The sequence below is a fragment of the Bacillus cereus group sp. BfR-BA-01408 genome (genome assembly GCF_022663305.1).
Taxonomy (GTDB): Bacteria; Bacillota; Bacilli; order Bacillales; family Bacillaceae_G; genus Bacillus_A; species Bacillus_A pacificus.
Window position 1 is genome coordinate 1 of the sequence record NZ_JAKUFF010000206.1, and the last position, 434, is coordinate 434.

Below are 434 nucleotides of genomic sequence, written 5' to 3' on the forward strand. Positions count from 1 at the left end.
ACAAGTATCATAACGCTCAACCTTTACTTTTGTACCTGCTTTTTTATCTCTTTCTTCCTTCTCTTTCTTGGTTTGAGCTTTCTGTTCTTGCTCTTCCTTAGCTTTTGCTTCCTTCTCGGCCTTTAGGCGCTTAGCTTCTTCTTCCACAGCCCTTTTCTTAGCCTCAGCTTCGGCCTTCTTCTTCTCTTCCTCTTTCTTTTGGGCTTGTTCTTGGGCTTTTTTTTCTTCAGTCTCTTTCTTTGCCGGTTCCTTATTTTCAGCTTTCTCTTTCTCTTCTTCCTCCGGAGCCTTCTCTTTCTCTTCTTTTGCCTTAGCTTTCGCTACTTTCTTAGCCTCAGCTTCTTGTGCCATTCTGGCCTTATCTTCTGGGCTTATATCATAAAGCGCACCACCAACTACACAAAGAATAACGGATGTAACTAAAGCAATTGTTA

At 41.9% G+C, this 434-nt stretch carries 1 pseudogene; it reads right to left on the reverse strand.

Features of this window, described 5'->3' with window-relative positions:
- A pseudogene (locus MR083_RS26940) lies at positions 1-434 on the reverse strand (cell division protein MukB); the annotation flags it as partial.